The 25,821-nt window shown below is 62.5% G+C and carries 28 protein-coding genes; 9 read left to right on the forward strand and 19 right to left on the reverse strand.

Annotated elements, in window-relative coordinates; all coding sequences use genetic code 11:
* Window position 1: 1 nt before the first annotated feature.
* The 3 genes from accC to ACXAED_RS16340 form a co-directional block, all read right to left on the reverse strand.
* On the reverse strand, window positions 2-1,351 hold the full coding sequence (accC, locus tag ACXAED_RS16330) for an acetyl-CoA carboxylase biotin carboxylase subunit (protein ID WP_475051419.1): 1,350 nt from the start codon (window positions 1,349-1,351) through the stop codon (window positions 2-4).
* Window positions 1,352-1,360: 9 nt separating this feature from the next.
* Window positions 1,361-1,864, reverse strand: coding sequence for an acetyl-CoA carboxylase biotin carboxyl carrier protein (gene accB, locus ACXAED_RS16335; protein ID WP_475051421.1), 504 nt, complete (start codon window positions 1,862-1,864; stop codon window positions 1,361-1,363).
* 168 nt (window positions 1,865-2,032) lie between these two features.
* On the reverse strand, window positions 2,033-2,569 hold the full coding sequence (locus tag ACXAED_RS16340) for a LuxR C-terminal-related transcriptional regulator (protein ID WP_475051424.1): 537 nt from the start codon (window positions 2,567-2,569) through the stop codon (window positions 2,033-2,035).
* Window positions 2,570-2,657: 88 nt separating this feature from the next.
* Between ACXAED_RS16340 and ACXAED_RS16345 the strand changes: the two genes are divergently transcribed.
* Complete coding sequence (locus ACXAED_RS16345) at window positions 2,658-4,154, forward strand: class I adenylate-forming enzyme family protein (protein ID WP_475051426.1); 1,497 nt, start codon at window positions 2,658-2,660, stop codon at window positions 4,152-4,154.
* A gap of 7 nt (window positions 4,155-4,161) precedes the next feature.
* On the opposite strand, the gene ACXAED_RS16350 is transcribed toward ACXAED_RS16345, so the two are convergent.
* The 8 genes from ACXAED_RS16350 to ACXAED_RS16385 form a co-directional block, all read right to left on the reverse strand.
* Window positions 4,162-4,713, reverse strand: coding sequence for a helix-turn-helix transcriptional regulator (locus ACXAED_RS16350; RefSeq protein ID WP_475051428.1), 552 nt, complete (start codon window positions 4,711-4,713; stop codon window positions 4,162-4,164).
* 2 nt (window positions 4,714-4,715) lie between these two features.
* Window positions 4,716-5,252: a cytochrome b/b6 domain-containing protein gene (locus tag ACXAED_RS16355; RefSeq protein WP_475051430.1), complete on the reverse strand. Its 537-nt coding sequence runs from the start codon at window positions 5,250-5,252 to the stop codon at window positions 4,716-4,718.
* Window positions 5,253-5,313: 61 nt separating this feature from the next.
* On the reverse strand, window positions 5,314-5,565 hold the full coding sequence (locus ACXAED_RS16360) for a PepSY domain-containing protein (RefSeq protein WP_475051432.1): 252 nt from the start codon (window positions 5,563-5,565) through the stop codon (window positions 5,314-5,316).
* A 278-nt stretch (window positions 5,566-5,843) separates the two neighbouring features.
* Window positions 5,844-6,599, reverse strand: a complete 756-nt coding sequence (locus tag ACXAED_RS16365) for an ABC transporter ATP-binding protein (RefSeq protein WP_421056005.1) — start codon at window positions 6,597-6,599, stop codon at window positions 5,844-5,846.
* 12 nt (window positions 6,600-6,611) lie between these two features.
* Window positions 6,612-7,367, reverse strand: a complete 756-nt coding sequence (locus ACXAED_RS16370; RefSeq protein ID WP_475051434.1) for an ABC transporter ATP-binding protein — start codon at window positions 7,365-7,367, stop codon at window positions 6,612-6,614.
* Between the two features lie 12 nt (window positions 7,368-7,379).
* Entirely contained in the window at window positions 7,380-8,582 is a 1,203-nt protein-coding gene (locus ACXAED_RS16375) for a branched-chain amino acid ABC transporter permease (RefSeq protein ID WP_475051435.1), read from the reverse strand.
* A gap of 3 nt (window positions 8,583-8,585) precedes the next feature.
* Window positions 8,586-9,608 carry a branched-chain amino acid ABC transporter permease gene (locus ACXAED_RS16380; protein WP_475051437.1) on the reverse strand — a complete coding sequence of 341 codons (1,023 nt, stop codon included), beginning with the start codon at window positions 9,606-9,608 and terminating at the stop codon, window positions 8,586-8,588.
* 128 nt (window positions 9,609-9,736) lie between these two features.
* Complete coding sequence (locus ACXAED_RS16385; RefSeq protein ID WP_475051439.1) at window positions 9,737-11,083, reverse strand: substrate-binding protein; 1,347 nt, start codon at window positions 11,081-11,083, stop codon at window positions 9,737-9,739.
* 231 nt (window positions 11,084-11,314) lie between these two features.
* On the opposite strand from ACXAED_RS16385, the gene ACXAED_RS16390 reads away from it, so the two are divergent.
* The 5 genes from ACXAED_RS16390 to ACXAED_RS16410 all read left to right on the forward strand — a co-directional run bounded on the left by ACXAED_RS16390 (window position 11,315) and on the right by ACXAED_RS16410 (window position 17,497).
* Entirely contained in the window at window positions 11,315-12,613 is a 1,299-nt protein-coding gene (locus ACXAED_RS16390; protein WP_475051441.1) for a short-chain fatty acyl-CoA regulator family protein, read from the forward strand.
* A gap of 92 nt (window positions 12,614-12,705) precedes the next feature.
* The gene (locus tag ACXAED_RS16395) at window positions 12,706-13,086 is read left to right on the forward strand and encodes a response regulator transcription factor (protein WP_475053136.1); all 381 of its coding nucleotides are present in this window, start codon (window positions 12,706-12,708) and stop codon (window positions 13,084-13,086) included.
* Entirely contained in the window at window positions 13,083-13,427 is a 345-nt protein-coding gene (locus tag ACXAED_RS16400) for a hypothetical protein (RefSeq protein ID WP_475051443.1), read from the forward strand. The genes ACXAED_RS16395 and ACXAED_RS16400 overlap by 4 nt, the downstream gene beginning before the upstream one ends.
* The gene (locus tag ACXAED_RS16405) at window positions 13,427-16,105 is read left to right on the forward strand and encodes an ATP-binding protein (RefSeq protein ID WP_475051444.1); all 2,679 of its coding nucleotides are present in this window, start codon (window positions 13,427-13,429) and stop codon (window positions 16,103-16,105) included. The genes ACXAED_RS16400 and ACXAED_RS16405 overlap by 1 nt, the downstream gene beginning before the upstream one ends.
* Window positions 16,106-16,189: 84 nt before the next feature.
* The gene (locus tag ACXAED_RS16410) at window positions 16,190-17,497 is read left to right on the forward strand and encodes a FliM/FliN family flagellar motor switch protein (protein ID WP_475051445.1); all 1,308 of its coding nucleotides are present in this window, start codon (window positions 16,190-16,192) and stop codon (window positions 17,495-17,497) included.
* 323 nt (window positions 17,498-17,820) lie between these two features.
* Here ACXAED_RS16410 and ACXAED_RS16415 read toward each other — a convergent pair whose 3' ends face one another.
* Genes ACXAED_RS16415 through ACXAED_RS16430 form a run of 4 tightly spaced genes read right to left on the reverse strand, consistent with a single transcriptional unit; the run spans window position 17,821 to window position 20,005 of the window.
* On the reverse strand, window positions 17,821-18,246 hold the full coding sequence (locus tag ACXAED_RS16415) for a protein tyrosine phosphatase family protein (protein ID WP_475051448.1): 426 nt from the start codon (window positions 18,244-18,246) through the stop codon (window positions 17,821-17,823).
* A gap of 10 nt (window positions 18,247-18,256) precedes the next feature.
* A complete protein-coding gene (locus ACXAED_RS16420; RefSeq protein ID WP_475051450.1) occupies window positions 18,257-18,691 on the reverse strand; it encodes a DUF6691 family protein in 435 nt (144 codons plus the stop codon).
* A complete protein-coding gene (locus tag ACXAED_RS16425; RefSeq protein WP_475051451.1) occupies window positions 18,691-19,119 on the reverse strand; it encodes a YeeE/YedE family protein in 429 nt (142 codons plus the stop codon). Before ACXAED_RS16425 ends, ACXAED_RS16420 begins: the two co-directional genes overlap by 1 nt.
* 22 nt (window positions 19,120-19,141) lie before the next feature.
* The gene (locus ACXAED_RS16430) at window positions 19,142-20,005 is read right to left on the reverse strand and encodes an MBL fold metallo-hydrolase (protein WP_475051453.1); all 864 of its coding nucleotides are present in this window, start codon (window positions 20,003-20,005) and stop codon (window positions 19,142-19,144) included.
* A 290-nt stretch (window positions 20,006-20,295) separates the two neighbouring features.
* Between ACXAED_RS16430 and ACXAED_RS16435 the strand changes: the two genes are divergently transcribed.
* Window positions 20,296-20,511 carry a hypothetical protein gene (locus tag ACXAED_RS16435; RefSeq protein WP_475051454.1) on the forward strand — a complete coding sequence of 72 codons (216 nt, stop codon included), beginning with the start codon at window positions 20,296-20,298 and terminating at the stop codon, window positions 20,509-20,511.
* Window positions 20,512-20,531: 20 nt separating this feature from the next.
* On the opposite strand, the gene ACXAED_RS16440 is transcribed toward ACXAED_RS16435, so the two are convergent.
* Complete coding sequence (locus ACXAED_RS16440; protein WP_475051457.1) at window positions 20,532-20,750, reverse strand: hypothetical protein; 219 nt, start codon at window positions 20,748-20,750, stop codon at window positions 20,532-20,534.
* A gap of 193 nt (window positions 20,751-20,943) precedes the next feature.
* Between ACXAED_RS16440 and ACXAED_RS16445 the strand changes: the two genes are divergently transcribed.
* Window positions 20,944-21,210, forward strand: a complete 267-nt coding sequence (locus tag ACXAED_RS16445) for a DUF2312 domain-containing protein (protein WP_475051459.1) — start codon at window positions 20,944-20,946, stop codon at window positions 21,208-21,210.
* A 1,213-nt stretch (window positions 21,211-22,423) separates the two neighbouring features.
* On the opposite strand, the gene istB is transcribed toward ACXAED_RS16445, so the two are convergent.
* The 3 genes from istB to ACXAED_RS16460 all read right to left on the reverse strand — a co-directional run bounded on the left by istB (window position 22,424) and on the right by ACXAED_RS16460 (window position 25,388).
* Window positions 22,424-23,155, reverse strand: coding sequence for an IS21-like element helper ATPase IstB (gene istB, locus ACXAED_RS16450; RefSeq protein ID WP_027234437.1), 732 nt, complete (start codon window positions 23,153-23,155; stop codon window positions 22,424-22,426).
* Window positions 23,152-24,651, reverse strand: coding sequence for an IS21 family transposase (istA, locus tag ACXAED_RS16455; RefSeq protein ID WP_475046390.1), 1,500 nt, complete (start codon window positions 24,649-24,651; stop codon window positions 23,152-23,154). The genes istB and istA overlap by 4 nt, the downstream gene beginning before the upstream one ends.
* Window positions 24,652-24,716: 65 nt before the next feature.
* Window positions 24,717-25,388 (reverse strand): TetR/AcrR family transcriptional regulator, encoded by a 672-nt coding sequence (locus tag ACXAED_RS16460; protein ID WP_475051460.1) that lies wholly within the window; start codon window positions 25,386-25,388, stop codon window positions 24,717-24,719.
* A gap of 181 nt (window positions 25,389-25,569) precedes the next feature.
* Between ACXAED_RS16460 and ACXAED_RS16465 the strand changes: the two genes are divergently transcribed.
* Window positions 25,570-25,806, forward strand: coding sequence for a gamma-butyrobetaine hydroxylase-like domain-containing protein (locus ACXAED_RS16465; RefSeq protein ID WP_475051462.1), 237 nt, complete (start codon window positions 25,570-25,572; stop codon window positions 25,804-25,806).
* Window positions 25,807-25,821 lie beyond the last annotated feature (15 nt).

Raw genomic sequence — 25,821 nt, forward strand, 5'->3', positions numbered from 1 at the left:
TTTAGCCCGGCGTGTTCTCTTCCAGCCAGCGTTCCAGCCAGTGGATGCCGTAGTCGCCGGTGTGGATGTCTTTCTCCTGCAACAGCGCATGGAACAGCGGCACGGTGGTGTCGATACCGTCGATGATCAGCTCGCCCAGGGCGCGGTTCAGGCGCGCCAGTGCTTCGGTCCGGTCGCGGCCGTGCACGATCAGCTTACCGATCAGCAAGTCGTAGTACGGCGGGATCGAATAGCCGTCATAGAGCGCCGAATCCATCCGGACACCCAGGCCGCCGGGCGCGTGGTACTGGGTGATCTTGCCCGGGCAGGGTGCAAAGTTCGGCAGTTTCTCGGCGTTGATCCGGACTTCGATGGCGTGGCCGTTGATCTCCAGGTCGTCCTGGGTGAACGACATCGGCAAGCCTTCGGCCACCCGGATCTGCTCGCGCACCAGGTCGACGCCAAAGATGGCCTCGGTCACCGGGTGCTCCACCTGCAGGCGGGTGTTCATCTCGATGAAGTAGAACTCGCCGTCTTCATACAGAAACTCGACGGTGCCGGCGCCGGAATAGCCCATCTTGCCAATTGCGTCGGCACAGATTTTACCAATCTTGGCGCGCTCTTCCGGGGTGATGCAGGGGCCGGGGGCTTCCTCGAACACCTTCTGGTGGCGGCGCTGCAGGGAGCAGTCGCGCTCAGCCAGATGGATACCGGTGCCCTTGCCGTCGCCAAAGACCTGGACTTCGATGTGACGCGGCTTCTGGAGGTATTTCTCCATGTAGACTTCGTCATTGCCGAAGGCGGCCTTGGCCTCGGAGCGGGCGGTGGAGAAGGCTGAGGTCAGCTCTTTCTCGTCCTTGGCCACCTTCATGCCGCGGCCGCCGCCGCCGGCGGTGGCCTTGATGATGACCGGGTAGCCCATGTCCTTGGCGGCCTTTTTGGCCGCGGCAATGTCGGGCACGCCGCCGTCGGACCCGGGAACCACCGGAATGCCGAGGTTCTTGGCGGTTTCCTTGGCGGTGATCTTGTCACCCATGATGCGGATATGTTCGGCCGAGGGGCCGATGAACGTCAGCCCGTGGTCCTCGATGATCTGCACGAAGTTGGCGTTTTCCGACAGGAAGCCGTAGCCCGGGTGGATCGCCTGGGCGCCGGTGATCTCGCACGCCGAGATGATGGCGGGAATCGACAGGTAGCTTTGCGCGCCGGACGGCGGGCCGATGCAGACCAATTCATCGGCCATGCGCACGTGCATCGCGTCGGCGTCGGCGGTGGAATGCACCGCGACCGATTTGATGCCCATTTCCCGGCAGGCACGGATCACGCGCAGGGCGATCTCGCCGCGGTTGGCAATCAGGATCTTGTCAAACATGGCAGATCCTTATTCGATGATGACCAGGGGCGACCCGAATTCAACGGCAGCGCCGTCTTCGACCAGGATGCGCTTCACGGTGCCTGCCTTGGGCGCCGGGATGTGGTTCATGGTCTTCATCGCCTCGACGATCAGCAGGGTGTCGCCTTCGCTGACTTGCTTGCCCACAGAGATAAACGCGGGCGCGCCCGGCTCAGCCTGCAGGTACACGGTGCCGACCATCGGCGAGGTCACGGCGCCGGGGTGGCTGGCCGGATCGTCGTTGGCGGCGGCAGGCGCGGCTGCGGCAGCCGGAGCTGCAGCGGCAGCAACCGGGGCGGGGGCGGCGGCAGCAGGCACGGCCATCTGCACCGGCGCGGCAGCCATCGCGGTCTGGCGCGAGACGCGGACATTGAGGCTGTCCTCCTCGCCGTATTCCCGCTTGACCTGCAATTCGGTCAGATCGTTTTCGCGCAGCAGTTCCGCCAGCGCCTTGATGAATGCCACATCCGCTTCGTGAGATTTGTTCGTCATTTTGTCCTCAAGCCGGTTCCGACACGCCCGCCCAGGCCCATGAGGCCCGGCAGGCAGGAAATTAGCGCGCTTATAGGGCAAGGATTACCGCAAGGAAAGCGCTGTCGATGCTTGCCGTAACATGGAGGCGGATTGACGGATTTGCAATTGCCTGCCGCTTTTTGTGCCCTACAGCGGCATTCCGGTCAGTTTAGCCACCAGTTCCGGGAGCTTGCGGGCGCCGAATTTTTGCAGCAGGCGGGCGCGGTGGGTTTCCACCGTGCGGTAGGACAGATCCAGCTGCTTGCCGATTTCCTTGGCCGAAAGCCCCTTGCAGGTGAGGATCGCCACTTCGCGCTCCCGCGGGGTCAGGGAGACCACCGGGCGGTCCTCGGAGATATCGGCAAAGGACCAGATGCCGGTCTGGAACGGCGCCCCTGGCGTGACCGAACGGCCGCGCACCCGGCACCAGAACAGTTCCCCGGCGCGGCGGCGCATGATGCGCTCGTCGCTGTAGCTGCCGCTTTGCGCCTCAGGCCGCTGCAGCAGGGCGCCGATGCGGTTGAAATCCTCCTGGCTGGGGTAGAGTCCGGCCACAAGCATCCCGGTGTAGTCCGCGGGGGCGCCGCCGAAGGTGGCGGCAAACTGCAGATTGCACCGCGTGATGACGCGGCGTTCCAGCACGGCGAGGCCCACGGGGGCATGGTCAAAGGCAAGATCGCTCATATGGTATTCTTAGCCCGGTTATTCCGGTAAATTGAAGGGGTTGCCGTGACGCGCCTTGTGGCGGGCAATTGGGCACCGGGAGGAGCAGATGAACATAGCAGTGTGGCTGCAGCGGATGGCAGCGGCGGAGGGGGCGCGGCCTGCGCTGTTTCTGGGGCAGGAGCTGGTGGCGGATTATGCAGAGTTCCATGCGCGGGCGGCGTCGGTGGCGGGCTGGCTGCTGGCGCAGGGCGTCTCACCCGGCGACCGGGTCGGCATCTTCATGAAGAACTGCCCGGACTACCTGATAGCGCTTTACGGTATCTGGTATGCCGGGGCGGCGGCTGTGCCGATCAATGCCAAGCTGCACGGAAAAGAGGCGGAGTTCATCCTGCGGAACTCCGGCGCAGAATTGGTGTTCACCTCTCCGGGGCTGACCGAGGCGGTCGCGGAAACCGGTGCCGCTGTGCGCTGCGTGGATGTTGCCGGCGCTGAATACGCGGCAGCGTTGGATGCCGGACCGGTGGCGGAGCCTGCCTCGCGTCTGCCGGAGGACCTGGCCTGGCTGTTTTATACCTCGGGCACCACTGGGCGGCCCAAGGGGGTGATGATCACCCACCGGATGCTGACGGCCATGGCCATCGCCTATTTCGCCGATGTGGATCAGGTGAGCGCCGATGATCACGTGCTATATGCTGCGCCGATGAGTCATGGGGCGGGGATCTATGCGCTCCAGCATGTTCTGGCAGGCGCCCGCCATGTTTGTCCCGAGTTGGGCGCATTTGATGAAGCTGAGATCTTCGGCCTCGCCGCTCATTTCGGGCGCGTCCACATGTTTGCAGCACCCACGATGGTCACACGAATGACCTCGGAAGCCAAACGGCTGGGCCGCAAGGGGGAGGGGCTCCGGACCGTGGTCTATGCCGGCGGGCCGATGTATGCCGCTGATATCATCGAGGCGGTGGATCATTTCGGCCCAGTCTTCGTGCAGGTTTACGGACAGGGCGAATGCCCGATGGCCATCACCGCGCTGCCCCGCCATGACGTGCAGGACCGCACGCATCCGCGCTGGCGCGAGCGGCTGGCCAGTGTCGGCAGGGCGCAAAGCGTGGTGGAGGTTCGGATCGGCACACCGGAGGGGGAGTTCCTGCCCGCAGGCAGCCACGGCGAAATCATGGTGCGCGGGGATGCTGTGATGCCGGGCTATTGGCAGAACCCGGAGGCGACAGAGAAAACACTGGTCAACGGCTGGCTTATGACCGGCGACATGGGGGTGCTGGACGAAGACGGCTACCTCACGTTGCAGGACCGCTCCAAGGACATGATTATCACCGGCGGCTCCAACGTTTATCCGCGCGAGGTGGAGGAGGTGCTGCTGATGCACCCGCAGGTGCGCGAGGTCTCGGTGGTGGGGCGGCCCCACGCGGACTGGGGCGAGGAAGTGGTGGCCTTTGTCGTTGGGGATGCGCCTGACGCGGAACTGGATGAACTATGCAACAGCCGGATTGCGCGGTTTAAACGGCCCAAGGCGTATTTGCGGATTGAGGCGTTGCCCAAGAATAATTACGGCAAGGTGCTGAAGACGGAACTGCGGAAGCTGGTCTGACTTTGGATCAGGCCGGCCGGGCAGCGGCGGTGCCTTCGCCGCGGCCGGTCTGGCGCTGGCCCATCATGGTGTCGATCAGCAGGCTCATCAGCTCGGCCCGGTTGGCGGTGCCGGACTTGCGGTATATCGCATTAAGCTGCGCTTTGACGGTGCCCTCGGCACTGCCGCGCATGGCGGCGATTTCGGCGGTGCTGAGGCCCTTGACCAGGAACGTCGCAACATCCAGCTCGGCAGGCGTCAGTTTCCAGGTGGCGAACTCTGTGTCGATCACCTCCTGAATCGCGGCTTGTGCCGAACTCAGGCTTTCCTCCAGATGCGCCTTGCGCCGCAGCAGCCACATCAGAATGCGGGTTTCGATCACAATGGCTGCGGTCAGCGCCAGCGCGGCAAGCCCTTCGATATAGGTATGGCTGCGTTCGCCGTCGTCGGTCTCACCAGCCTCGAGCCCGCTGAGATCCGCAATCACATCGCCAAGGAACACCGCCGCGCAGAGGGCCTGCACGGCGATGACGGCAATCAGGATCCAGGGTTTGGCCGGGTCTTGCCGGTTCTGGCGCATTGTCAGGTCTCCGCTGAGGTGCCGGGCATCTCCTTGTAGCCAGTGACCATCGCGCGCGCCAGATTGACTTTGGTCCGGCGGCTTTCGAACAGCACCGCTGCCACATGCAGCACGATGGCGATTTCGGCCCAGGAGACCAGCATTTCATGCAGCTCTTCCGGCCATTCGGCGCCCCAGAATGGGGTGGTCGTCATCAGATAGCCGGTGAAGGCGATGCCTGTGATCGTCAGCAGCAGATTGTAGATCATCAGCGCGCCCAGCGGAGAGTGGCCGGGATGCCGCCGGATCCGGCCCGTGGCGATATCGCTGAGCTGACCGGCCGCAGCACCGGCATCAGGCGGAAAGCTGGAGAACCGCGCATAGCGGCTGCCGATTAGGCCCCAGATCACCCGGATGCCGATCAGCGCGGCAATGACATAGCCGATGTAAAGATGAATATCGCCCTCCGGATCGGTGAACAGCGCATTGGCGGCAAAGCCCGCGGCCAGCGACCAGTGAAACAGCCGGACCACAGGGTCCCAGACGTATGTGCGGCGCATTTCAGCCCTCCTATCAAAGCGGGCGCCGGGAGTTGGCGCCCGGTGTGCTGGTCTGTAGGGCTCAGTCGTTTTCTTCGATCTTCACCACCTCAAGCTTGCCGTTCAGGTAGACCTCGTATTTCTTGCCGTCCTTCAGGGCGTAGGCTTCGTACTGGCCGTCTTCGCTTTCGATCTTGCGCACGTCATAGCCCTGCGCGGTCAGCAGGTCGCGGATCTTGGCCTGGGTTTCGGCGCTGGGTGTACCCTCGGAGGCTAAGGCCGCTGCGGCGGGCAGGGCGAGGGCAATGGCGAGGAGTTTCAGCGAGTGGCGCATGGGGTGTCCTTTCTGTGTCCTGTCAGGTGCCGTGCCGGAATGGCGCGGGCTGTGGCAGAGACATCGCGTCCGGAGCGGCTGCGAAGAATAGGCGCCAAGTTGGAAGGGTGCAGAAACCGGGGCCGTATAACCGCGGTTTATTGCGTCAAAAACTGATGTTTTCAGCTTAGGCGCAGCAGTTTTCAAAAAAGGCCGGCTGAGGGGAGAGCCGGCCTCAGTCTGCCAATGCCGGCACGCGGGTGGCCGGCAAGACGGAGATGTATTGCTTGGCGCGCGCCTCAGATCGCCAGGTATTCGGCGCGCAGCTCTTCGTTGGCCAGGACCTCGGCGGCGGTGCCGTCAAAGACGATGCCGCCGGTATCGAGGATCACTGCACGGTCCGCCAGTTCCAGGGCGCGGACCGCGTTCTGCTCGACAATGATGGTTGTCATGCCCTGTTCCTTGATGTGGATGAGGGTCTTTTCGATTTCGTCGACGATCACCGGCGCCAGGCCCTCGTAGGGTTCGTCCAGCAACAGCACCTTGATGTCGCGGGCCAGCGCGCGGGCAATCGCCAGCATCTGCTGTTCGCCGCCGGACAGTGTCACGCCCTCTTGCTTGCGGCGCTCGCCGAGGCGCGGGAACAGGTCATACAGGCGCTCCAGCGACCAGCCGATGGGCGGGGCAATCTGCGCCAGCTGCAGGTTTTCCTCCACCGTCAGGCCGGGGATGATACGGCGGTCTTCGGGCACAAGGCCCAGACCCTCGGCAGCGGCCTCATAGGATGTCATCTTGTGCAGCGGCTTGTGATCCAGCCAGATCTCGCCCCGGGTCACCATCGGGGAGCCGGTGCGCGCGATCGAACGCAGGGTCGAGGTCTTGCCCGCGCCGTTGCGGCCCAGCAGTGCCAGGATCTCGCCCTCGTGGACGTTGAAGTTGATGCCCTGCACGATGTAGCTCTCGCCGTAGTAGGCGTGCACATCCCAGACCGACAGGAAGGCCGGGGCGGTGGATGCCACATTGGCGTTCTTGGAGAAATCGGGTTTGACGTTCATGGTGTTTCTCCTTTACGCGCTCTCGCCCAGATAGGCTTCACGCACCTTCGGGTTGCCGCGGATGTTCTGCGGATCGTCCTCGACCAGCGGGGTGCCCTGGGCCAGCACGGTGATCCGGTTGGCGAGGCTGAACACCACGTGCATGTCGTGCTCGATGATGGCGATGGTAATGTCACGCTCGTCGCTGATCTGTTTCAGCAGGTCGATGGTGTTGTTGGTATCGGCCCGCGCCATGCCCGCGGTCGGCTCGTCCAGCAGCAGCAGGCGGGGTTCTTGCGAAAGGCACATGCCGATCTCCAGCCGCCGCTTGTCGCCGCGGGACATGGCGGCGGCGTGCATGTGCCGCTTGTCCGCCATGTTCATCTCTTCCAGCATGTGCTCGGCCTTTTCCAGAATGTCCTTCTGCCGCAGCACCGCGGACAGGGCGTTCAGCTCAAACGCGCCGTCCCGTTTTGCAAAGCAGGGGATCATCATGTTTTCCAGCACCGTCAGGTCGCCGAAGATCTCGGGCGTCTGGAACACTCGGCTGATGCCCATCTGGTTGATCTCATAGGGCGCGCGGCCCAGCACCGACTGGCCGTCGAACATGACGGATCCGGTGTCGGGGATCAGCTTGCCCACCAGGCAGTTCAGGAGGGTGGACTTGCCTGCACCGTTCGGCCCGATGATCGCGTGGACCGAGTTTTCCTGGACGCTGAGGTTCACATCGGACAGCGCTTGCAGGCCGCCGAACCGTTTCCCCACGTCTTTGACTTCAAGGATACCCATTGTTCTGTCTCCTTATTCCGCGGGGTTGGTTTCGCCAGAGGCGTTGCTGTCCTTGGCCTTGCGGCGGCTGAGCCAGCCCTTGATCCGCTGGCCGCCTTCGACCAGGCCGCCGGGCAGGAAGATCACCACCAGCATGAACAGGATGCCCAAGGTCAGGTGCCAGCCCTTGCCGATGAAGGGGTGGATCAGGAACACGACCGCGTCCTCCATCCCGTCCGGCAGGAAGCTGAACCAGGTGTGCAGCACGTTGTCGTTGATCTTGGAGAAGATGTTCTCGAAGTACTTGATGAAGCCTGCGCCCAGCACCGGACCGATCAGCGTGCCGGCGCCGCCCAGGATGGTCATCAGCACCACCTCGCCGGAGGCGGTCCACTGCATCCGCTCAGCGCCTGCCAGCGGGTCCATTGAGGCCATAAGCCCGCCCGCAAGACCCGCGTACATGCCGGAGATTACAAAGGCCGCCAGGGTGTAGGGCCGGGTGTTGAGGCCGGTGTAGTTCATCCGCTGCTGGTTCGATTTCACCGCCCGCAGCATCATGCCGAAAGGCGAGCGGAAGATGCGGATCGCCAGGTAGAAGGCGGCCAGCATGATAAGAGCGCAGAGGTAATAGCCCGCGTTGAACTGGAATGCCCAGGGACCCACGGCGAGTTCGAATGTGGAGCGCATCTCCAGCCCGAACAGGTTGGTCACGGGGATCGAGCCGTCGGCGGTGGCGGAGACGCCCAGGATACGGGGGTCTTCCAGCGTTAGCTGCAGGCCGGTTTCACCGTTGGTGATCGGGGTCAGCACCGAATAGGCGAGGTTGAAGGACATTTGCGCAAAGGCCAGCGTCAGGATCGAGAAGTAGATGCCCGAGCGCCGCAGGCTGATGAAGCCGATGAGCAGCGCAAACAGGCCCGCGACGATCACCGACAGAACGATGGCCGGGATCACGTTCATGCCGATGAGCTTGAACATCCAGACGGCGGAGTAGGAACCGACGCCGAGGAAGGCAGCATGGCCGAACGACAGGTAGCCGGTGAGGCCGAACAGGATGTTGAAGCCGATAGCGAAGATCCCGAAAATCACGAAGCGCTGCATCAGGTCCGGATAGCCCGCGTTGAACTGCGCCATGGCGCTGCCGGCCGGGAAGGGATTCAGGATGAAGGGTGCAAACAGCGTCAGGATGGCGACGATGATCAGCAGGGAAGTGTCTCTTTTGTCCAGTCCGAACATGTCTTAGTCCTCCATCACGCCTTTGCGGCCCATCAGGCCCCGCGGGCGGGTCAGCAGAATGATGATTGCGACCACATAGATGATGATCTGGTCGATGCCGGGGATCAGCGACTTGATCTCGTTCATCGAGGCAAAGCTCTCCAGAATGCCCAGCAGGAAGCCCGCCAGCACCGCGCCGGGCAGGGAGCCCATTCCGCCGACAACCACCACCACGAAGCTGAGGACCAGGAAGTCCATGCCCATGTGGTAATTGGGGGAGTTGATCGGCGTGTACATGACACCGGCCAGGCCCGCGACGGCGGCGGCGATTCCGAACATAATGGTGAAGCGGCGGTCGATGTTGATGCCCAGAAGGCCCACTGTCTCGCGGTCGGCCATGCCCGCGCGCACCACCATGCCGAAGGTGGTGAATTGCAGGAAGCTGAAGATACCGCCGATGATCAGCACGGCAAAGAAGAAATAGACCACGCGCCAGACAGGATAGATGATGTCCATGCCAATCACGGCACCCAGGTTCACCACGCCGTTCAGCGCGTCCGGCGCCGGGGTCTGGATCGGGTTGGCGCCGTAGAAATACTTGACCACTTCCTGCAGCACGATGGCGAGACCGAAGGTCACCAGGATCTGGTCGGCGTGGGGGCGCTTGTAGAAATGCTTGATCAGCCCGCGCTCCATCACATAGCCGACGCCGATCATGATCGGGATGGCAAAGAGGATCGCCAGCGGCACCGCCCAGTCGATGATGGCACCGCCGAACTCGGGGCCGAACCAGGCCTCGACATAGGGGGTCTTCACCTTGAGCGGGTTGCCGAGGAAGTCGGTCTGGGTCTCGTCGACCACCTCATAGCTGAGGTTCAGAATGCGTTGCAGGGTAACGGCGCAGAAGGCGCCGATCATGAACAGGGCCCCATGGGCAAAGTTCACCACGCCCAGCGTGCCGAAGATAAGTGTCAATCCCAGCGCGATCAGCGCATAGGCCGAGCCCTTGTCGAGCCCGTTCAGGATTTGCAGGAGAATGGCGTCCATGGGTCCCACCGTGCGTCAGGTTCGGGATGGCCCGTCCGGCGGGGGAGCGGACGGGCCGGTTGGGGCAGCCGGATTCCGGAACGGAATCCGGCACGGAATTTTTTAAATTCCGGCGCCCTGTGGCTGGCTTATGCGCCCGGGTTGCAGGCGCCCAGGTTGCCGCCAGCGAACATCGGGTGATCCGGTGCGTATTCCACCTGTGCCCGCGGGGTGACCTCGACCACTTCCAGAAGGTCGAACTCCGAGGTCGGGTTCTCTTTCCCGCGCACCACCAGAACATCTTTGAAGCACTGGTGGTCTTCGGCACGGTAGAGCGTCGGACCGTTGCCCAGGCCGTCGAACTCATAGCCTTCGAGCGCTTCGACAACGGCGCAGGGGTTGAAGCTGCCTGCGCGCTCGACCGCATCCGCGTAAAGCAGGGTCTGCACATAGCAGGTGTGCGCGGCCTGGCTCGGCGGGAAGCCGTATTTGGTGCCGAAGGACTTCACGAAGGCCTTGGAACCCTCGTCCTGCAGCGTCCAGTGCCAGTTGGTGGAGCCATGGATGCCCTTCACGTTGGCACCGGCGCCTTTGGCCATCAGACGGGAGTAGAGCGGCACGACGATCTCGAAGTTTTTGCCGTTCACCACCTTTTCGCGCAGGCCGAACTGCACCGCGTTGGTCAGCGAGTTCACCATGTTGCCGCCATAGTGGTTCAGCACCAGCACGTCGGCGCCCGAGTTCAGCACCGGAGCGATGTAGGAGGAGAAGTCGGTGGCGGCCAGCGGTGTGCGGACCTTGTTCACGGTCTGCCAGCCCAGCGCCTCGGTGGCGGCGGCGATCGATTCCTCCTGGGTCCAGCCCCAAGTGTAGTCGGCTGTCAGGTGATAGGCGATACGGTCGGTGCCATAAAGGTTCTTGAGCACCGGCGCCAGCGCTGCACCCGACATGTAGCCGTTGAAGAAATGGCGGAAGCCGTTGGCCTTCTTGTCCTTGCCGGTCGTGTCGTTGGAGTGGGTGAGACCAGCCATGAAGATCACGCCTGCCTCTTGGCAGAGGCCCTGCACGGCGATTGCCACACCGGAGGAGGAGCCGCCGGTGATCATCACCGCACCGTCCTTCTCGATCATCGACTTGGCGGAGGCGCGGGCGGCGTCGGATTTGGTCTGGGTGTCGCCGGTGACGTATTCCACCTTCTTGCCCAGAATGCCGCTGCCCTGCAGCGCCTTGGAGCTGAAGGTGTTCATCATGCCGCCGTCGCCGCCGCCGTTCAGATGCTCGACCGCCAGCTCATAGGCGCGCAGCTCGTCTGCGCCTTCGTCGGCATAGGGGCCGGTCTGCGGCACGTTAAAGCCCAGGGTGACGGTGCCGCCGGTCGGCTCATTGGTGAAAGCGGCGGCGGAAGAGGCGGTAAAGATAGTCGGCAGCGCCACACCGGCGCCTGCGAGTGCGCCGGTCCTCAGGACACCACGACGCGAAACGTCAAATTTAGACATGTATTCCTCCCTAATATGATTGGTGCCTTGCAGCTCCTCACTTCTGCGCGGTACCAGCACTGTTCGTGCAAAATCAGTATGAGAGCGTCATGTAAACCCAAGCAATAAAACCCTTTTGCAGCTTGAAAATTCTGTAAATAAATGAACAATATTCCGCGGCATACTGTAAACAAAGTTATATTGCGTTGCAGAAAGCCCTTGAATTGGAAGTGTTTTGGGAGGCCCGCCTGAATGGCACGCGACACCCTCACTGGCAGCCGGATCCGCGAGCGCAGGCTCATCCTTGGATTGCGCCAGGCCGAATTGGCGCGGGAGGCAGGGATTTCAGCCTCTTATCTCAACCTGATTGAGCACAACCGGCGCAGAATTGGCGGCAAGCTTCTGGTCGGCATTGCCGGGGTTTTGGGGGTCGAACCCTCGATGCTGAGCGAGGGGGCGGAGGCGGCGCTGATCTCCACCCTGCGGGAGGCGGCAGCAGACAGCGGCGTGCCGGTGGCGGAGCTGGACCGGGTGGACGAATTTGCAGGCCGCTTTCCCGGCTGGGCCGAGGTGCTGGCCTCCGGCCACCGCCGTATCGCCACGCTGGAGCGGACGGTGGAAACCCTGTCGGACCGGCTGACCCATGACCCCAATCTGGCGGCCTCGGTGCATGAGGTGCTGTCGACCGCCGCCGCGATCCGCTCCACCGCGTCGATTCTGGCGGAAACCGGTGAGCTGGAGCCGGAATGGCGCGACCGCTTTCATAAGAACCTCAACGAGGATTCGCTGCGGCTGTCGGAAAGCAGCCGGGCGCTGGTGAGTTTTCTGGATGAGGGGGATACCGGCGAGGACCGCCGTGGCATGCCGCAGGAGGAGGCCGAAGCCTTCTTGCAGGCCAGCCGTTTCCACTTCCCGGCACTGGAGGAGGACGCTGCTGCACCGGAGGATCTGGTGCGGGACGCTCCCGAGCTGGTAAGCGAAGCCGCCCGCAGCCTGGCCCGCGCTGCGCTGGAGCAATACCAGGCAGATGCCCGCGCCATGCCGCTGCCGGCACTGTCGCGCCAGATACGCTCGGGCGGGCTCGACCCGGTGGCGCTGGCGCGGCAGTTCGGTTGCAGCCTGCCAGTGGTGCTGCGGCGTCTGGCCGCGCTGCCGGAGGAGGTGCTGGGGCGGGAAGCCGGGCTGGTGATCTGCGATGCCTCCGGCACGCTGTTGTTCCGCAAGCCGGTCACCGGCTTTGCCATGCCGCGCTTCGGGGCGTCCTGTCCGCTGTGGCCGCTTTATAGCGCGCTGGTGCGCGCGCACGTGCCGGTGCGGCGCAGCGTGGTGCAGCAGGGGCGCAATGCGGCGGCCTTTGATTGCATGGCGGTCGCCTGGCCGCTTGAGATGCCGGATTTCGGGGCTGACCCGCTGTACCGGGCGGTGATGCTTATTCTGCCCGGCGGCCAGGAGGCACAGGACCCGCAGCCGGTGGGCGCCAGCTGCCGGATCTGCCCGCGCCAGGGCTGTCCGGCCCGGCGCGAGCCGTCGATCCTGAAGGAAGAGTTTTGACAGCCGTATGGCCGCGGGGCTAACCTGCGCAAAAAGGAATGCGTACCCGCACCGGCTTGTCCGGCAAGGAGCGCCGGGAGGAAATTCTGCTGATGGGCAGGCATGTTGTACTGATCGAAGATGAGCCGAATATCACCGAGGCCATCCGGTTTCTGCTGACCCGGGACGGGTGGAGTGTGGATGCGCATACCGATGGCGCTACCGCTGTCGAGGTGATCCGGGAGGCCGATCCCGACCTGGTGATTCTCGATCTGATGCTGCCGGGCAAGAGCGGGCTGGAGATTGTCCGCGAACTGCGCGCCGAGAGCGCCATGCAGGCGCTGCCGGTGCTGATGCTGACCGCCCGCGGCCAGATGCGCGACCGCGAGATGGCGGAGAAAGCGGGCGTCACCCGTTTCATGACCAAACCCTTTTCCAATGCCGAGGTGCTGACCGCAGTGCGGGACCTGCACGCCCAGGCCGGGCAGGGATGACCCGGGAGGCCGGCGCCAAAGAGCAAACGGGCACCCGCGCGGAGCGCCAGACATACCGCCGCCGCCGCCTGATGGATATCGCCCGGCTGCTGCCGGTGCTGGGGGCGCTGCTGCTGGCGCTGCCGCTGTTGTGGCCTGAGGCGTCCACCCATCCGGCGGCCCGAGACGGGGTCAGCATGTCTTCGGCCGTTATCTATGTGTTTTCGGTTTGGATCGGGCTGATCGGCGCTTGTTTTGTCTTCAGCATGGCGGTGCAGCGATGGGCCGATCACTGGACCGGCGGAGGGCCGGACGGGGCAGGGCTGCCCGGTGACCGGCCGGATCACGGGGAGGACGGCTGATGGCCTCCCTCAACGTGCTGGCCTTTGTCTGCCTTGCCTATGTGGCGTTTTTGTTCTTCATCGCCTTTTGGGCCGACCGGATGGCAAGCCGCGGCCGCAGCGCGGCCTGGATGCGCTCGCCGCTGATCTACACGCTGTCGCTGTCGGTCTATTGCACCGCCTGGACTTTTTACGGCGCGGTAGGCTACGCGGCGCGCTCGGGGCTGGAGTTCGTGACCATCTACCTCGGCCCCTCGCTTGTCATGATCGGCTGGTGGTGGGGCCTGCGCAAGCTGGTGCGGATCGGGCGCAGCCAGCGGATCACCTCCATCGCCGACCTCATATCCTCGCGCTATGGCAAGTCGAACCTGCTGGCCACAGGGGTGACCATCCTCGCGGTGATTGGCGTCACTCCCTATATCTCGCTGCAGCTGCAGTCGGTCACCCTGTCCTTTGCCATCTTCGCCGAAGCCGACCCCATACGCGGCTATAACGAGACCTCGACCGTGTTCTGGGTGGCCGCCGGGCTGGCGGTGTTCGCAATCCTGTTCGGGACCCGCAACCTCAACGCCAATGAACGCCACCACGGGGTGGTGACTGCCATTGCACTCGAGGCCATCGTCAAACTGGCAGCGCTGCTGGCAGTGGGGGTATTTGTAGTCTGGGGTGTGGCCGGCGGTGTCGGCGAGACGCTGGAGCGTATCGACGCGTCGCAGATCGGCCAGTGGAACGTCGACGGCAGCCGCTGGGCAACCATCACCTTCCTGGCCGCTGCCGCCTTTGTCTGCCTGCCGCGGATGTTCCAGGTGATGGTGGTGGAGAATGAGGACGAGCGCCACCTGCGCATCGCCTCCTGGGCGTTCCCGCTGTATCTGCTGCTGATCTCCATGTTCGTGGTGCCCATCGCCGTCGTCGGACTGGAGCTGCTGCCCGCGGGTGCCAATCCGGACATGTTCGTGCTGACGGTGCCTTTGCAGCAAGGCCAGCAGGGGCTGGCGGTGCTGTCTTTCCTTGGCGGCTTTTCCTCCGCGACGTCGATGGTGATCGTGGCGGCGATGGCGCTGTCGACGATGGTGTCGAACCATATCGTGATGCCGGTCTGGCTGCGGCTGCAAAGCCGCCAGGCCTCGGTTTCCGGCGATGTGCGCGACGTGGTGCTGTTCTCCCGCCGGGTGTCGATCGCGGTGATCATGGCGCTGGGGTATTTCTACTATCACCTCTCGGGCGGCGCTGCGGCGCTGGCGGCCATCGGCCTGATCTCCTTTGCCGGTGTGGCGCAGATCCTTCCGGCGCTGGTCGGCGGGCTGTTCTGGCGCGGCGCCACCCGCAGCGGTGCCTTGGCCGGTCTCACCGTGGGATTTGCCATCTGGCTCTATACGATGCTGCTGCCCGCACTGGGCGGCGGGCTGCTGCCGGAACACATCCTGCGTGAAGGGCTTTTCGGCCTCAGCTGGCTGCGGCCCGAAGCGCTGTTCGGGATCGAGGGAATGGACCCGACGGTGCATGCGGTAATGTGGTCGATGAGCCTCAATGCCACGGCCTTCTGCCTGGTGTCGCTGATGAGCTTCCCCAGCCCGCTGGAACGGTTGCAGGGCGCGCAATTCGTCAATGTCTTCGACCATTCCGCGGGCCCGCGCGGCTGGACCGGTTCGGTTGCGCAATCCGAAGACCTGATGATCATGTCGCAGCGGATTCTCGGTGCCTCAGAGGCGCAGGCCTTCTTCCAGCGGGAACGTTTGCGCCAGGGCGGCCGCGGCCCGCTGCCGGAGCCGACGCCTGCCTTCCTGGAGCGGCTGGAGCGCGAGCTCAGCGCCTCTATCGGGGCGGCGGCGGCGCATGCGATGATCGGCCAGATCGTCGGCGGCTCGTCGGTCTCGGTGCAGGATCTGCTGGCAGTGGCGGATGAGACGGCGCAGATGCTGGAATACTCCAGCCGGCTGGAGGCGCAATCGGCGGAGCTGTCGGCAACGGCTCGCAAGTTGCGGGAAACAAACGAGAAACTTACGCAGATTTCAGAGCAGAAAGACGCGTTTCTCAGCCAGGTGAGCCATGAGCTGCGCACGCCGATGACGTCGATCCGGGCGTTCTCTGAGATCCTGCGCGATGACGCCCAGCTCAGCCCGCAGGAACAGCGCCACTATGCCGGCATCATCCATGACGAGACGCTGCGGCTGACCCGGCTGCTCAACGACCTTCTGGACCTCAGCGTGCTGGAGAACGGCCAGGTGAGCCTCAACATGACGGCAGGCACTCTGACGGAAGTGCTGGACCACGCGGTCGCCGCTGCGCTGGCGGGGTCGGACAGGCCGCTCAAGGTGACCCGCAGCCCCGAGGCAGAGGCATACCGCATCTCCTCCGACCTCGACAGGCTGGCGCAGGTGTTCATCAACCTGATCGCCAACGCTCAGAAATACTGCGACGCGGACGACCCGGAGCTGACCATCTCCACCACCGCCGCCGGCGGGCGGTTGCATATTGATTTCACGGACAATGGCAGCGGCGTGCCTGCGGATTTCCAGCAGATGATTTTCGAGAAATTCTCCCGCGTCAGCCCTGAACGCGCGGGCGGGGCCGGGCTGGGTCTGGCGATCTGCCGCGAGGTCATGCAGCGGCTTGGCGGCGACATTCGCTACCTGCCTGGGCGCAGCGGCGGCGCTTTCCGGGTTTCCTTACCCGCCGCGGGCGAAAAGGCGGCGTAACCTGCGCGGGAATACAGAAGTTGTTAACCTCCTTTCGGGTAAAACCAAGGAAACGGGACGCGTATGGGGCAGGTTAAACAGCCTATGTCTGAGACAGAAGCAGCACAGGCGGGCAGCGGTAAGCAAAGTGTGCTTGCACGCAAGCTGGCAGCAACCAAGGAAGGCGCCGGGGCGATCAACAGCTCCCTGACGCTGAAGGCGTTGCGCCGTTCTGTCGCGCGCGCGGCTGCGGATCTGTGCGAGCTGCCGATGGCCGTGCTGGCGGCCCGCCAGTGCAATCGCATCCCTGAGGATCTTGCCCAGAACCTGTCCGACAAGGATCTTCTGGTGGTGCTGGATTGCCCGAACGGGCGGATCGGTGCGGCCAGCATGGACGCGGCCACCGTGACCGCGCTGATCCAGCAGCAGACAATTGGCGCGGTGATCGGCAAGGCGCCGGCTGAACGCGTCTATACCCCCACCGATGCTGCCATGACCGCCGAATTTCTGGAACGCACCTTTGCCAAGGTCATGTCGATGCTGGACGGCCACGCGGATCAGGCCATCTTCTCCGGATACCGCTTTGGCGCACAGGTTGATAATGTGCGCAGCCTGGTGCTGGGGCTGGAGGCTGAGGATTACCGGGTGATCGAATTGAACCTGGATCTTGCCTGCGGCGCCATGCAGGGCGTGATGAAGCTGATCTTGCCGGAACCAACGGCGGAGGAACTGCAGGACGGCCAGGGCGGCGGCTCTCAGGGGCCGTCACTGGGCCGCAATCTCAATTCAATCCGCGCTGAGCTGACGGCGGTTCTGTGCAAGATGCGCGTGCCGCTGCGCGACTTTGCCGGGTTGAAGGTTGGCGACACGCTGCCGCTGGATCAGGCCTACCTTTATGAAACCGATTTGCTGACCATCGGCGGCAAGCCTGTTGCGCAGGGGCGGCTGGGGCAGATGAACGGGGCCCGTGCGGTCCGTCTGAACCAGCCCAGAACCACGCTGGTCAGCGATGCCGGCGCGGACGATATGGCGTTCTCCGACGGCGCTGGCATGGATGCGATGCCGGATGGCCCGCCGGCGCTCGGCATGGGCATCGCCGACCAGGGGCTGCAGGACCCGATGGAAGATAACGGACTGCCCGCGCTGGAGGCAGCCCCAGCGCTGGATGGCGGCGGAATGAGCGGCGGTATGGGGGCAATGGATGCCGGCTTGGATGGCTTGGACCTGTCCGGCCTCGACGGCGATGGCGGGCTGGGTATGGATGGCCTGGACGGCGGCTTGCCGGACCTTCCCGACCTGCCGGATCTGCCTGATTTGCCTGCCGCCGACCTCGGCGATTTCGAGTCGGGCGATGCGGCAGCAGAAATCTCGCAGCTGGCCGGCCTGGACAGCGCTCTGACGGAAAACGGCTGATTGCATCAGCTGGAACTGCCTGGTCGCGGCCCTGCTCAGGCGAATGACCTGCAGACTTATACGCCAGACCAGTAAATGTCCTGGATACGGTCCCCCGCACCGGCCGGCAGCCCGGAAGCGGTTGAGGCATGGCGCGCACGAAGCGATGCCAGACGTTCAGTCCCTTCCTCTGAACCATTGCGGCACCTTCCGCCCGACCCATCAGCGCTGACAGGAGGCAGCCCTTTCATTACCGCTCGGTGCGCGGTGTACACATTGGGTCATATAGGTGAGTGCTTGGAAGCGCCTGCCATGCTGGGGCAGGCACACTTCCGGTCAACGGCTCAGCGGCTTGCCAGTGAGTCCAGCGCCGGGCGCAGCCCATCCAGCTGATAGCCAGCCGCGCTGGTTTTCTCCAGAATATCGTCCGCGCTCATGTCGCTTGCCTGGCTCAAGGCCCAGACCACAGAGCTGCGCGTGCCGGAAGCGCAATAGGCCAGCACCGGGCCTTCGCCGCCCTCATACAGCTCCCGCTGCAGCGCCACGTTTTCCGGCGTCATGGTCTGATGGGTCAGAGGCAGAACCTCAAACCGCAGCCCGGCTGCCTCTGCCGCGGCACGGATCGCCTCGGCCTGATGGCTGGGCGGCACTTCTTCATCCGGGCGGTTGCAGATCACAGTCTTGTAACCGGCGGCGGCAATGGCGGGCAGATCCTCAGCCGAGATCTGCGGCGAGACCGAATAGCGGGGGGTGATTACGCGTGCTTCCATGGGTGAGTCCTTACGCGTTTGCGGCGCCCCGGTCCAGATGCCGGCTGACCGCAGGGGCGGCTATCATGCCGCAGGCCATCGCCGCCAGGAACAGCGCACCCTTCCAGCTGTTATAGCTGAGCGAGGCCATTGCCGGGCCGGGGCAGAGGCCCACCAGGCCCCAGCCGATGCCGAACAGCACCGAACCAAGGACAAGCCGCCGGTCCAGCTCTGCAGAGGGCGGGGAGGGGAAACTTCCGCCGGCGGCGGGTTTGCGGCCTGCGGTCAACCGCCATGCCAGCGCCATCGGCAGCAGCGCCCCGCCCATCACAAAGGCCAGGGTGGGATCCCAATGGCCGAAGATATCCAGGAAGCCCTGCACCTTGGCGGTGTCAGTCATGCCCGACAGCATCAGTCCTGCCCCGAACAGGCTGCCTGCAAGCAAAGCCAGGATAATACGAAGCATCAGATCACCCCCAGCATCTGGCGCAGCACCGCGAGTGTGAGGACGCCTGCCAGCATGAAGACCGCAGTGGCCGCAATCCCCCGCAGGGACAGGCGGGAAATGCCGCAGACCCCGTGGCCGGAGGTGCAGCCATTGGCAACGCGCGTGCCGATGCCCACCAGAAGGCCGGCCAGCACCAGAACCGCAGCATTGCTTGTGACATGGGTATCCGGAGTGCTGCCAGTCAGCAACGCGATCAGCAGCGGCATGCCAATCACCCCGGCGATGAAGGCGATCCGCTCTGCCGCGGTGTTGCGGCCGCTGCCATCCAGCAGCCCGCCCAGGATACCGCTGGCACCCATGATCCGGCCGTTGCCTAGCAGGTACACCGCACCGCCAAGCCCGATCAGCAGGCCGCCGCCCAGTCCCCAAATCCAGTCTGCTTGCATTGTCTTTCTCCGTCTGGCCCGGTCAGATCTTGTTCACCGGGATCTTCAGGAACACATCGCCCTGGTCATCCGGCTCAGGCATCTGGCCTGCGCGCATGTTCACCTGCAGTGATGGCAGGATCAGCCGCGGCATTCCCAGCGTCGCATCGCGGGCGTCGCGCATTTCGACGAATTCCTCGATGCTGCGGCCCGCGCCCACATGCACGTTCAGCGCTTTCTGCTCGCCCACGGTGGTTTCCCAGGCATAGTCGTCGCGGCCCGGTGCCTTGTAGTCATGGCCGACGAAGATCCGGGTCTCATCCGGCAGCGCCAGGATTTTCTGGATGGAGTTGTAAAGGTCGGCAGAGGAGCCGCCTGGAAAATCGCAGCGGGCGGTGCCGAAGTCGGGCATGAACAGCGTATCGCCGACAAAGGCGGCATCGCCGATCACATAGGTGAGGCAGGCTGGTGTATGGCCGGGTGTATGCAGCACCTCGCCGCGCAGCTGGCCGATCATGAAGCTGTCGCCTTCGCGGAACAGCTGGTCGAACTGGCTGCCGTCGCGCTGAAACTCGGTGCCTTCGTTGAACACCTTGCCGAATGTGTCCTGCACCACGGTAATCTGGTCGCCGATGCCGATTTTACCGCCCAGATGCTCTTGCAGATAGGGGGCGGCGGACAGGTGGTCGGCATGCACGTGGCTTTCCAGGATCCACTCCACCCGCAGCCCCTCGGCCTTGACCCAGGCGATGATGGTGTCGGCGGAGGCAGTGCTGGTGCGCCCGGCCGCGTGGTCAAAGTCGAGGACTGAGTTGATGATGGCGCAGGCCGTGCCTTCCGGATCGCGCACTGCATAAGACACCGTGTTGGTGGCTTCGTCGAAAAAAGCTTTGACGGCGGGGGTCATTTGTCAGTCTCCCTGGATGATGGGAAATCATATATTGATTTGAGAATATGTTTCAAGGCCGCCAGTGCTGAGAGCGGCAGGCGCCCTTCAAATCATCGCAGCAGTCTGATGTGTGTCAAGGTGGGCGATGCGGCGCTGCGATAGCATGCCGGGGTGTTTAGTAAAGCCGCAAAAGCGGCAGCAGGCCGTAAAAGATGCGCAAATTTACGGCATGGAGAATAATTTTTGCGGGATTTCGTATTCCTGTTGCGAAATACTGTCAAAATCGCAGGACGTAGGGAGGACTGCTTATGACAATGGACGATCTGTTTCACACCGTCGAACAGCTGGAAAGCAGAATTCAGCGGGAGACCGGAGCCACCCGGCTGGCGATGCGGCCCGAATTCATCCGGCTTTTGGATCACATGCGCAAAAAGGGCGCAGAGGTCCCGCGCCGGTTCCGCCGGCTGGAAGCCGCGCTGTGCGAAGAGGCGGTGGAAGAGATGTTCGACAACATGCCGGTTTGACGGCAGGGGCGAGCCAGGCTTCAGCCCAGGAAAATGCCCACCATCACCAGCATCAGGCCCAAAACCGACAACAACAGTGCGCCCAGATTATAGGGCAGCACCGATTGCACCACAGCACGCAGCGCGTCGTCATCCAGTTTCTGGCGGCGGGCGCGTGCGACCTTGATGATGCACCAGACCAGCCCAAGCAGCCCGGCAACGGACAAGGCGGCTCCGGTCCAGACAATTAGATCGAACATAGGCGTGCTCCTGCGGGTTTTTCGCTGCGCCGCGCCTAGCTGATCCGGGCCGCGCGTGCAAGCCGTGGGGGCGCAGGTGCCGGAATTTGCCGCTTGGCGGGGCTCTGCCGCTTTCCCGGCTTGCGGCGCGGCGGGCGGGACGCTATCCCCTTGCTCCGACAGCAACAGACAGCATGTGCCGACGGAGCCGCAGATGGACATCACCGAAGACGAAAAGAGCGAAAACTACCGTGTGACCGCTGGCGAACTGCGCCAGTTTATCGAGCGGTTCGAGCGTCTGGACGAAGAGAAGAAGACCATCGCCGAGCAGCAGAAGGAAGTGATGGCCGAAGCCAAGGGGCGCGGCTATGACACCAAGGTGATGCGCAAAATCATCGCCCTGCGCAAGCGCGACGAGAACGACATCGCCGAAGAAGAGGCGGTGCTGGAAATGTACAAGGAAGCCTTGGATATGAAATAAAAGCGCTTACACGTGCTTTTAAGGACAAGTTCTCGGTAAGAGGGTTCATGTCGACAGCAGGTCCGGAATAGCGTCGCCCATAGATGGCGCAGTTGTTCCGGGCCAGCGGGCAACGAACACTCAAGTTATGTATTGAGGGATAAACCCTGGCTGCTACTCGCGACTAAGCGGGTACCACCGGGGAAGGTCTGACGCGCTTGTAGAAGCAAAAAAGGCAGATCCTCTCCTTAAGGCCCGCACTTTTGTTTTGGCGCCTTCGGCGCCGGAAGAAGTAAGGTCTGCTCTAGATAGATCATTGCGTCAATTTTGGTTGTGATGTGGTCTTTGCCGGTTGGTACGGTTTCTTTCGTAAAGAGTTGGGGCTGGATGGCGCGGGCAGCATTCCTACGACTGAAATTGAAGTCTGTCTGTTATGTCTATTCGAAGGTGCTGTGAAATGCGTGTCAGCATGAAACGCTCACACTGCAGATTTAGAAGTCTGAGGGAAAAATAGACATAGAACGCCGTACACCGCTGCGGTAGGGCTCTAGGGAGCTTCCTGGGTTTCCTTCACACCCTGACAGACAGTTCCTTGGCTGATCCAACCTGAACTTAGGCTGATTTGGTGCCTTTCTGCTAACTTCCCATGTCCGTAACTGAACTGGCCCACTGTTATGTTTAGGAAGCGGAGGACTGAAAATGGCGAACAAGCGGCACAAGCCGGAGGAAATAGTTCGGAAGCTGCGGCAGGTTGATGTGCTTGTCGGCCAGACCCGCCTTTTGCCCTTGCAGCTATTGCTACCGCAGAAACCCCTCGCTCCTGCAGCGCGAGGTTTCCGGCCGCGCGGCGAACTTCCCGTTTGCAGTCATTCGGGTCCGCGGAAATCGGCGGAGCGCAAACCGCCTTTCGCTGCAGTCATGTCAGACAAACGAGACGCGGACCAAGCGGCCAATTGGAAGACCAGACTAATTGCAAGCAGGTAAAGTCTGGTAATTCTCTACGTCGCAGCGATTGGCATCGTTGAACCTGAACCAATTAGTACTATGCAGGCTGCACAACCGTGACACCAAAACAGGTCCAGACGATGGAACACGTCAGGCAGGGGCTGTCAATGAGCGTTCAAAACTGACCCGGTTTCAGCGTTTGAATTTGACCCACCCCTTGTGGCGCAAAGGCCCCAGGCGGGCCGCCCTCATATAGCGAGTCCGACTGGGGGCTTTGCTTGCGCGACGTTTATGTTTTTCTGCGTCGCTTGCTCTGTGCGAACCGGTATGACGTGTTGCCTGTCTCGATGATTGCGCAGTGATGGGTTACGCGATCCAGAAGCGCGGTTGTCATCTTGGCGTCACCGAAGACCGAGACCCATTCGCCGAACTCCAGGTTCGTCGTGATGATGACACTGGTCTTCTCATAGAGCTTGCTGATCAGATGGAACAGCAACGCGCCGCCGGACTTGGGGAACGGGATGTAGCCCAGCTCGTCGATGATGACGCAGTCCAGGGCCGAGAGCTGCCGGATGATCTTCCCGGCATTGCCCTCGGCCTGTTCCTTGATCAGGGCGTTGATCAGGTCGACGGCGTTGAAGAAGCGCGCCTTCTTGCCGTTGCTGATCAGGGTGGTTCCAAGCGCGATGGCGATGTGGGTTTTGCCGGTGCCGGTTCCGCCCACCAGGATGAGATTATGTGCCTCTTCTGTGAATTGGCCTGAGCAGAACGGCTCGATTTGGGGCTGGGTGACGGCGGCCGCGCTGTAATCGAAGGTGGCGAAGTCCTTGTGGTGGGGGAACTTCGCAATCCTCATTTGATACTGGATGGAGCGCACCCGCCGCTCTACAGTCTCAGCGTCGATCAGTTGCTTTATCGCTGTGGTCAGACTTGGTGGCTTGCGCGCGGACAGCAAATCATGGGCGCAAGCTGCCATCCCGTGCAGCCTCAGGGCGGTCAGTTGGTCGATGAGGGCGTTCATGCGGCAGCCTCCTCAGCCGAGCACAGCGTCTCATAGCGCTTGCAATCGGCCTCGGGCCGCAAGGTCAGCTGCGGATAGGTATAGGCGTCGCTGAGCGGCGTGATGACCGGCTCCACCAACTGGTTAATCAGGTTGATGATGGCGGGCAGGCGCAGGGTGTTTTGTTCCACCGCCAGTTCGCAAGCCGTCTCGACCACCTCGACCCCGTGATCCTGGGCCAGCAGAAGCAGATCGACGAACTCCCGATCCCCGCCTTTGCCGGCCATGTAGTGCTCCCTGATCTGATGCATGGCCTCAGGCAGTTGCCAGTCCACAAAGGGGGCGCCGTCGCGCAGGGCGCCGGGCTTGCGATCCAGCAGCGGCACGTAGTGCCAAGGTTCAAAATAGCTGACATTGCGGGTGAAGCGACGCTTGTGCTCGGCGATGACATCCTGGCCCGACACCAGCACGATCCGGCCTGCATAGGCGCGCAGCGACACATGTTGCCCCGCGAACCGGGACGGCACGCTGTAGCGATTGCTGGCATATTGAACCAGGCAGGTGGAGCGAACACGAACGGTCTTTTCCACGTATCCGTCAAATGCTCGCCCCAGAGGGCGCAGTTCGGCGCGTTCGTCTTCGAACAGCTCTGCAATCGTGCGATCCGATTGCTCGGGATGGGGCCGGTTTGCCAGCTCTTCACAGCGCAGGCGCAGCCAATCGTTCAGCGCATCGAGATCATCAAAGGCAGGTTTGGGCACAAACAACCGGCCGCGCAAAAACTGGACCTGGTTCTCGACCTGTCCCTTCTCCCAGCCCGCAGCCGGGGTGCAGGCCACCGGCTCCATAACGTAATGGTTCATCAAGGCAAGGAACCGGGGATGGAATATCCGGTCCTTGGAGCGGGAGACATAGGTCACCATGGTCTTGGGGTTGTCGATGATCACCCGGCGTGGAACCCCGCCATAGAAAGACAGCGCCTGCGCAAAGGCATCCAGCACCATCTCCTGGGCTTCGCCGGGATAGGCGACGACAAAGGGCTTGCGGCTGTGGCACAGGCGGAAATGGGCAACCTTCACCTTCTGCTCGATACCGCCCAGGACAACCCGTTCTTCGCTCCAGTCAAATTGCAGCGCATCGCCTGCCGCAAAATGCAGCGGGATAAAGGCCTCGCCCGAACCGGCACCGGCCCGCCTCAGATCGCGGACAAATCGCTGAACTGGCGAATAGGAACCGGTGTAGCCTTCCACCACGAGCTGCTCATAGAGCTTCTGGGCCGTCCGCCGCTCCCGGCGTGGTCGCTTCTGGTCCTGATCGAACAGCTCCTGAAGCCGAAGATCAAACCCGTTGCACAGTTTGTGCCGAACCGGCGGGGCCTGGCGCTGGTAGCTCGGCGGGCTCTCATCCTTCAGATACTTCTTGATCGTGTTCCGCGATAATCCCGTCGCCCGCGCAACAGACCGGATGCTGCGTCCCTCAACCAATACCCATCGTCGGATCTTCGACACGCTTTCCATCAGTAACACCTGCTCTTTCCTCCGCACTTTTTGTGCGGATGTTAACGAAAACAGGTGGGTCAATTTTACTCGCTCATAACCCACCCAAGTGGGTCAATTTTGCACGCCAATTCACAGGCAGGGGCTGTGCTTTTAGCGGCCAAGTAACATTCCAGCCAGTCCCAGCAGAAAACCTGAATTCTTGCCTTGTCGACAGCCTTTGGGTTCAAGCAGCTTTCAAACCAGACACCTTCGAGGAATACCAAGAGGAAAGTAGCGAAAGTATGCGAATCCACAGATATTTTGCGTTCTTCGATAAGGCCTTGAATAAGGAGTTCGAAGGCTGCCCGCTGCTCCTGAAACGTTTCCTCGAAAGCAGATTTTAAAGCCGGGTTTGTCTGTGAAAGGCTCCAGAAACCTGTGTAGGTTCCAATAACGCCGTCGTTTGACCATTCGTTTGAAAAGTACAGCTGAAACAGCTGTTTCAACCTCTCTTCGGCACTCAGTTCTGTGTTGCCGGTGATTGCGCGGACTTCGGCAAGGTATTGCTTTGCCATGTCCTGGTAGGCCTCGAGGAACAGGCTGTCCTTGCCGTCAAAGTAGTGGGTGAGCAGGCCCGGGGAAACCCCCAGGTCCTTGCAGATTTCCCGGACGCCAGTGCCTTGGGCACCGTATTTCGCAAGCGAATCCCTGGCTCCTTGCAGCATCAGCCGACGCCGGTCTTCGGGGTTTAGGCGCTGTCTCTTCTGGTTGGCCAAGGTTGATCCATCCCTGCCTGTTTTCGGGTAATTGTATACTTGTACAGCAACCGGCGGGAAGTGCAAACCATTTGCCCGTCACTGAAAATACCCAATTGTACAACTGATTAGTAAGCCTTCACGTTAGCTGTGCATGTTTCCAATAGTTTGTGGCAGCACAGTTGGAATCGCAAACAGGAGCATGGGGATGTCTGCCAAAATCGAGTCTTTTCAGATGTCTGGCACGCAACTGGAGATTTGCTGGGCCGGCACCGGCCGGGTCGCCCGCTATCCGGCGGTTTGGCTGCGCGACCACTGCCATAGTGCCCGCAGCATTAATCCGGAATCGCTGCAGCAGTCAGTTGACACCTTTGCAATTCCCGCTGATCTGGCACCTGTTTCTGCGCGGCTGGAGACTGGGACGGTTTACGTGGCCTGACCGCAGGAGGCTGAC

It is taken from the genome of Leisingera sp. ABM4_103, from assembly GCF_056158685.1.